We start from the raw sequence: 6,614 nt of genomic DNA on the forward strand, positions 1-6,614 counted from the left end.
GCGTGGTGACGGTGAGCTGCTCGCCGGGGGTGGTGTGGAGGGTTTCTGCGGCTCGGCCGCTGTTCACCGCTACGGCGACCAGGCCGGCGGAGTCGACGTAGACCACCAGGGCGCCGGGCGGGGCGTCGCCGAACGTGCGGCCATGGACCGCCTCCCGGCCGTTCACCAGCACCCGGGGCGGCAGGCCGTCGAGCAGCGTGCCCGGCGCGGCGAGCTGGACGTTGCCGAAGTGGTCGACGGTCAGCACCTCGGCGGTGAGGCCGCCCGGTTCGGCGCGGACCACCGGCTCCGGCAGCCGGACCAGCGTGCCCGGATCCACGGCCGGACCGGCCTCGGCCAGTGGCGCGCCCAGCGCCAGCCGCGCGGCGACCGGCGCGAACACGTCCCGCCCGTGGAACGTGCGGGAGACGGCCGGGCCGAGCCAGTCCGGGTTGGTCAGCTCCACCACCGCGCTCACCCCGCCGAGCGCCTCGGCGGCCGGAAGCAGCAGCCCGTTGTCCGGCCCGACCAGCAGCCCGCCGGGCGCGGCCAGCGCGATGCCTCGGCGTGCGGTGCCGACACCCGGATCGACCACCGCCACGTGCACGCCCCACGGCAGGTACGGCACTGTCTGCGCGAGCACGGCCGCGCCCCGGCGTACGTCGGCCGGCGGCACCAGGTGCGTCACGTCGATCACCCGGACAGCCGGGGCGAGCCGGGCCAGCACCCCGTGGCACGCCGCCACGAACCCGTCGGCCAGCCCGTAGTCGGTGGTCAGCGAGACACAGCTCGGAACGTCGCCCGGCGTGGCGCGGCCCTGGCCCGCGGAGACCGGGCCGCTCATCGCCGCTCCGCCACGGTCAGGCGCCGGGCCAGGCGCAACTCGTCGTGCAGCGGGATGCCGTCCGCCCCGACCTCCGGGATCGTCGGCTTGACCGCGCGGGCCCGGTCGACAGCGCCCGCGTCCACAGCGACGATCCGCAGCCCCCGGCGCTGGTAGAAGCGCAGCGCGCCCAGGTTGTCGTTCGTCGTGACCAGCCAGATCCGGTCCGCCCCGGCAGCGGTGGCCGTCTCCTGCGCGGCGGCCAGCAGGGCGGTGCCCGCGCCGTTGCCCGGTGCCGCCGCGGCCAGGCTGACCACCTCCAGCCCGTCGGCGTCGACCCGGTACGCCAGCGCCCCGGCGAACCCGCCGGTCTCGTCCACCGCCACCAGCGCGGGCAGGTCACGCAGGTCGTAGCGGGTGTCGTGGACCACCACGATCGGCCCGCCCCACTCCCGTTCGTGCAACGCCGCCAGCGCCGCGCGGTCCTCGTCGCGCGCCTGGCGTACCCGGATCGAGGCCACCGGCACACCCTAACCGGGGCGGCCGGGCGGTCAGCCGCGCAGCCGCAGGCCGCGCGGGGTGGCGCGGAAACCGGCGGCGGTGAGCGCGTCACGCAGCGGGGACGCGTGCACGGCCTCGCCGTCGGCGCGTTCCACCGAGATCGCGCCGAGCGCGCCGGAGTGCACCGCGTCGGCGAGCGCCTTGCCGGCGGCGCCGAGCGTGTCGGTGTCGTCGGTGAACGACAGGATCGTCCGGCCGCCCCGCTCCACGTAGAGCACCACGTCACCACCGACCAGGACGACCAGCGCGCCCGCCTTGCGCCCGGCCCGGTGCCCGGTGGCCGGTGCCGCGCCGTCCCCCGAGTCGACCACGCGCTCGGGCCAGGGCAGCGCCGCGCCGTACGGGTTCGCCGGATCGGTGGCGGCGAGCACCACCGCCGGGCGGCCCCGGCCCTGGGAGTCGTCGGCGAGCGCCCGGATCCGGTCGACCGCGCCGGGCACCGCGAACTGTGCCGCGCCCAGCCCTTCCACGAAGTAGCCGCGCCGGGCCGCCCCGCGTTCCTCGAGCGCGGACAGCACCGGGTAGACGGCGGCGAAACCACCGGTGACCTGTTCGGCCACGACCGCGCCCCGGGTCACCACGCCGTGCCGTTCCAGCAGCAGGTCGGCGAGCGCGGCGGCGCGCCGGGTGGGATCGCTGTCGCGTTCGGGCAGCCGGGACCAGCGACCGGCCATTGTGGGCGGGCCGCCCCGGCTGGGCAGCGCCACCCGGCCGGGCCGGCGGTAGCGGGTGCGCGGCGCCGACGGCCGGGACCGGTGCGCTCCGCCCGCGCCGAGCGCGGCCCGCAGCGGGGCGAGCGTGTCGTTGGTGAGGTGACCGGCCCACACCAGGTCCCACACCGCGCCGGACAGGGCGGCGTCGTCGGTGGCGCCGACCCGGTCGGAGAGCGAGCGGAAGAACAGCGCCTGCCCGTCGGCGAGCGCGTCGAGCACTGATTCGTGCAGCGGGGTCAGCGTCAGCGCCTCGTCCGGCGTGGGGAGCAGCAGCGGGGCGACGTCGGCGTACGCGAGCGTCACCCACCCGTCGCCGCCGGAGATCGCGCCCGCGCCGGCCCACACCACCTCACCACTGGCGCACAGCTCGTCGAGCTGGGCGGGAGAGTAGTCGGCGACCCGGGCGGGCAGCACCAGGCGTTCCAGCGCGGACGCCGGCACGTTCACGCCCTGCAACTGTTCGAGGGCGGCGGCGACCGCCTCGACGCCCCGGGCCGACGAGCCGACCTGCTGCCAGCGGGGCAGGAACGTGGCGAGCGCGCGCGGCGGCACCGGTTCGATCTCCCGGCGCAGGGCGGCCAGGGAGCGGCGGCGCAGCAGGCGCAGCACCTCCGCGTCGCACCACTGCGTGCCCACCGTGTCCGGGGCGAACTCGCCGGAGACCACCCGGCCGTTCGCCGAGAGCCGCCGCAGCGCCTGCTCCACCACGAACACGCCGAGCCCGAACCGGGCCGCGCAGGTGGCCGCCGCGAACGGGCCGTGCGTGCGGGCGTACCGGGCGACCAGGTCGGTGAGCGGATCGGCCACCGGCGCGAGGTACGCCTCGGCGACCCCGACGGGCAGCGCTACGCCGAGCGCGTCGCGCAGCCGGGCGGCGTCCTCGACCACTACCCAGCGGTCCTCGCCGGCGATCCGGACCCGCAGGACGCGCCGGGCCGCCGCCAGCTCGTCGGTCCAGGATTCCGGCACACCGCGCTCGGCCAGCTCGGCGCTGCTCAGGTCACCGACCACGCGCAGCAGCTCGACCACGTCCTCCGGGTCGCGGGGCCGACGCTGCTCGGTGCGCCAGCGCAGTTGGCGGGCGGTCTCGGCGAGCACCTCCGGGTCGAGCAGCTCCCGCAGATCGACCCGGCCCAGCAGTTCGCCGAGCAGCCCGGAGTCGAGCGCCAGCGCGGCGGCCCGCCGCTCGGCCAGCGCGGCGTCGCCCTCGTAGAGGAACGCGCCGACGTACCCGAACAGCAGCGACCGCGCGAACGGCGACGGGCGCTCGGACTCCACCTCGACCAGGCGTACCTTGCGGGCGGCCAGGTCACGCATCAACTCGGCCAGAGCGGGCTGGTCGAAGACGTCCTGGAGGCACTCGCGGGCGGCCTCCAGCGTGACCGGGAAGTCGGCGTACTCGCGGGCCACGTCGAGCAGTTGCGCGGCCCGCTGGCGTTGCTGCCACAGCGGCTGCCGCCGCCGGGGGTCACGCCGGGGCAGCAGCAGCGACCGGGCCGCGCACTCGCGGAACCGGGACGCGAACAGCGCGGACGTGCCCACCGACTCCTCGACCAGCTGGGCGATTTCGTCCGGCTCGAACACGACCACGTCGGCGCCGGGCGGCGTCTCGGCGGTGTCCGGCAGGCGTACCACGATGCCGTCGTCGGAGGGCATGACCTGGGCGTCCACGCCGTACCGCTCGGCCAGCCGGCGGCCGATCGCGAGCGCCCACGGCCCGTTGACGCGCGCGCCGAGCACCGAGTGCACGGCGAGCCGCCAGTCGCCCAGCTCGTCGCGGAACCGTTCGACCACCACCGTCCGGTCGTCCGGCAGCGACCGGGTGGCCGCCTTCTGCTCGCGCAGGTAGTTCATCAGGTTGCCGGCGGCCCAGTCGTCCAGCCCGCCGGCGCGCAGCGCCGCCACCGCGTCGGCGTCGGACTGCCGCAGCAGCGCCCGGACCCGGGCGCCGATCGCCCGCCCCAGCTCGACCGGACGGCCGAGCTGGTCGCCCTTCCAGAACGGCATCCGGGCCGCCTGCCCCGGCGCGGGGGAGACGAGCACCCGGTCCGGGGTGATCTCCTCGATCCGCCAGGACGACGAGCCGAGCAGGAACACGTCACCCACCCGGGACTCGTAGACCATCTCCTCGTCCAGCTCACCCACCCGGGCGGCCCGCTCGGCGCCGGCCAGGAACACACCGAACAGGCCCCGGTCGGGGATGGTGCCGCCGCTGGTCACGGCGAGCCGCTGGGCGCCGGGCCGGCCGGTCAGCACGTCGGTGGCGCGGTCCCAGACCAGCCGCGGCCGCAGCTCGGCGAACGCGGTGGACGGGTAGCGCCCGGAGAGCATGTCGAGCACCGCGTGCAGCGCCGAGTCGGGCAGCTCCGCGAACGGCGCCGCCCGGCGGACCAGCACGGCCAGGTCGCCGAGCCGCCACGGCTCCAGCGCCACCATCGCGACGATCTGCTGGGCCAGCACGTCGAGCGGGTTGCGCGGGTAGTGCAGCTCCTCGATCGCCCCGGCGCCCATCCGCTCGGCCACCACCGTGCAGGAGAGCAGGTCGCCCCGGTGCTTGGGGAAGACGACGCCGCGCGAGACCGCGCCCACCTGGTGCCCGGCCCGCCCGACCCGTTGCAGCCCGGCGGCCACGCTCGGCGGCGCCTCGATCTGCACCACCAGGTCGACGGCGCCCATGTCGATGCCCAGCTCCAGGCTGGACGTGGCCACCACGGCGGGCAGGCGCCCGGACTTGAGCGCCTCCTCGATCTGCTTGCGCTCCTCCCGGGACACGCTGCCGTGGTGCGCCCGCGCGATCACCGCCGGGGCCCCGGTCGCCGCGCCGGACTGCGCCATCACCTCGGCCGGCTGCCGCGGCGCGCGCACCGGCCCCACCGGCCCGCCGAACGCCTCCGCCCCGCGCCGGGCCCGGCTCCCGTCGGCCGGCCCGCCGCCGGACATCGGGCCGAGCCCGTCGGCGTCGTCGAGCCCGGCCTCGTCGCCGGCCGGCGGGCCGTCGACGCCGGGCAGCAGATCGGATACGCGCACCGGCTCCCCGCCCCGGGCCACGCGGCTGCCATCCGGGGCGGACGCCGCCTCCAACTCCTCGACGGCCAGCTCGTTGAGCCGGGCGCAGAGCCGTTCGGCGCTGCGCCGGGAGTTGGTGAACACGATCGTGGACCGGTGCGCGCGGATCAACGAGAACACGCGTTCCTCGACGGCCGGCCAGATCGAGGGGCGGCGGGGGGCGAGCCCGCCGAGGTCGTCCTCCGGTGGCTCCTGCTCGTCGAGGCGGGTCATGTCCTCCACCGGGACCTGGACGCTCACCTCGATGGTCTTGTCGGCCGGCGGCTGCACCACGTCGACCGGGCGGGCGCCGCCGAGGAAGCGGGCGCACACGTCGATCGGCCGGACCGTGGCGGAGAGCCCGATCCGCTGGGCGGGCCGCTCCAGCAGCGCGTCGAGGCGTTCCAGGGACAGCGCGAGGTGGGCGCCGCGCTTGGTGCCCGCGACCGCGTGCACCTCGTCCAGGATGACCGTGTCCACGCCGCGCAGCGATTCGCGGGCGGCGGAGGTGAGCAGCAGGAACAGGGACTCGGGCGTGGTGATGAGGATGTCCGGCGGGGTGCGGGCGAAGGCGCGGCGCTCGTCGGCCGGGGTGTCCCCGGTGCGCATGCCGACGGTGACGTCGGGCGGGGCCAGGCCGAGCCGGGCGGCGGCCTGGCGGATCCCGGTGAGCGGGGCGCGCAGGTTGCGTTCGACGTCGACGGCGAGCGCCTTGAGCGGGCTGACGTAGAGCACGCGGCAGCGTCGGCGGGGGTCGGCCGGCGGCGGTTCCTTGGCGAGCCGGTCCAGTGACCAGAGGAAGGCCGCGAGCGTCTTGCCGGAGCCGGTCGGCGCGACGACCAGGGCGTTGCGCCCGGCGGCCACCGAGTGCCAGGCGCCCTGCTGGGCCGGGGTGGGCGCGGCGAACGCCGCGGTGAACCACTCCCGGGTCGCCGCGCCGAACTCCTGGAGCACCCCGCCCGACCGGGTCACCTCGTCCGCCACGGCCCCATCCTGCCGCGCCGGTGTGACATCCGGCCGCCTCGCCGGAGCGATCTGTCCCGGCGACGACGCTCAGGGAGGGAAATGGGTGGTTATTCCGTTAAGTCTTACTTAACTGGTTGCTTGTGCACTGCAACATAAAGTAACTTCACTCGCGATGCGGCGTGGGCTGGAGGCGTGGATGACCGTCGAGGAACGAGGCTTCGGGCCCGGCACCGACCTGCTCCTCCGTCAGGTCGACGGCCGGCTGGCCGCGCTCCGCGCCGGGCTGCGCGGTCCCGACCTCGAACTGGCCGAGGAGCTGGCCCGGCGGCTGCGCGAGATGATCCTCGCCACCGCCCGTTCCAGTGCCGCCGACCGGGCGCGCGTGCGGGCCGCCGTGCACTACTTCGTCCAGCGCCGGGAGAGCCGCGACGCCCGGCTGCCGCTGCGGTCCCTCGCGGTCGCCCAGCGCGCCGTCGACCGGGCCGCGCGCCAGTTGGACTCCACCGCCCTGTCCTGACCCACCCACC

Annotated in this window: 4 protein-coding genes; 1 reads left to right on the forward strand and 3 read right to left on the reverse strand. The window is 76.5% G+C overall.

What is annotated here, in order from left to right; translation table 11 throughout:
* The 3 genes from BAW75_RS06060 to BAW75_RS06070 all read right to left on the reverse strand — a co-directional run.
* On the reverse strand, positions 1-823 hold an 823-nt coding region (locus tag BAW75_RS06060), incomplete at its 3' end, for an SAM hydrolase/SAM-dependent halogenase family protein (protein WP_104112923.1).
* The gene (locus BAW75_RS06065) at positions 820-1,323 is read right to left on the reverse strand and encodes a GNAT family N-acetyltransferase (RefSeq protein ID WP_104112925.1); all 504 of its coding nucleotides are present in this window, start codon (positions 1,321-1,323) and stop codon (positions 820-822) included. The genes BAW75_RS06065 and BAW75_RS06060, both read right to left, overlap by 4 nt.
* 30 nt (positions 1,324-1,353) lie before the next feature.
* Positions 1,354-6,105, reverse strand: a complete 4,752-nt coding sequence (locus BAW75_RS06070; protein ID WP_104112924.1) for an Lhr family helicase — start codon at positions 6,103-6,105, stop codon at positions 1,354-1,356.
* Between the two features lie 178 nt (positions 6,106-6,283).
* Between BAW75_RS06070 and BAW75_RS06075 the strand changes: the two genes are divergently transcribed.
* Positions 6,284-6,604: a hypothetical protein gene (locus tag BAW75_RS06075; protein ID WP_030504176.1), complete on the forward strand. Its 321-nt coding sequence runs from the start codon at positions 6,284-6,286 to the stop codon at positions 6,602-6,604.
* The last annotated feature ends 10 nt before the right edge of the window (positions 6,605-6,614 follow it).

Source organism: Micromonospora chalcea (assembly GCF_002926165.1).
GTDB lineage: Bacteria > Actinomycetota > Actinomycetes > Mycobacteriales > Micromonosporaceae > Micromonospora > Micromonospora chalcea.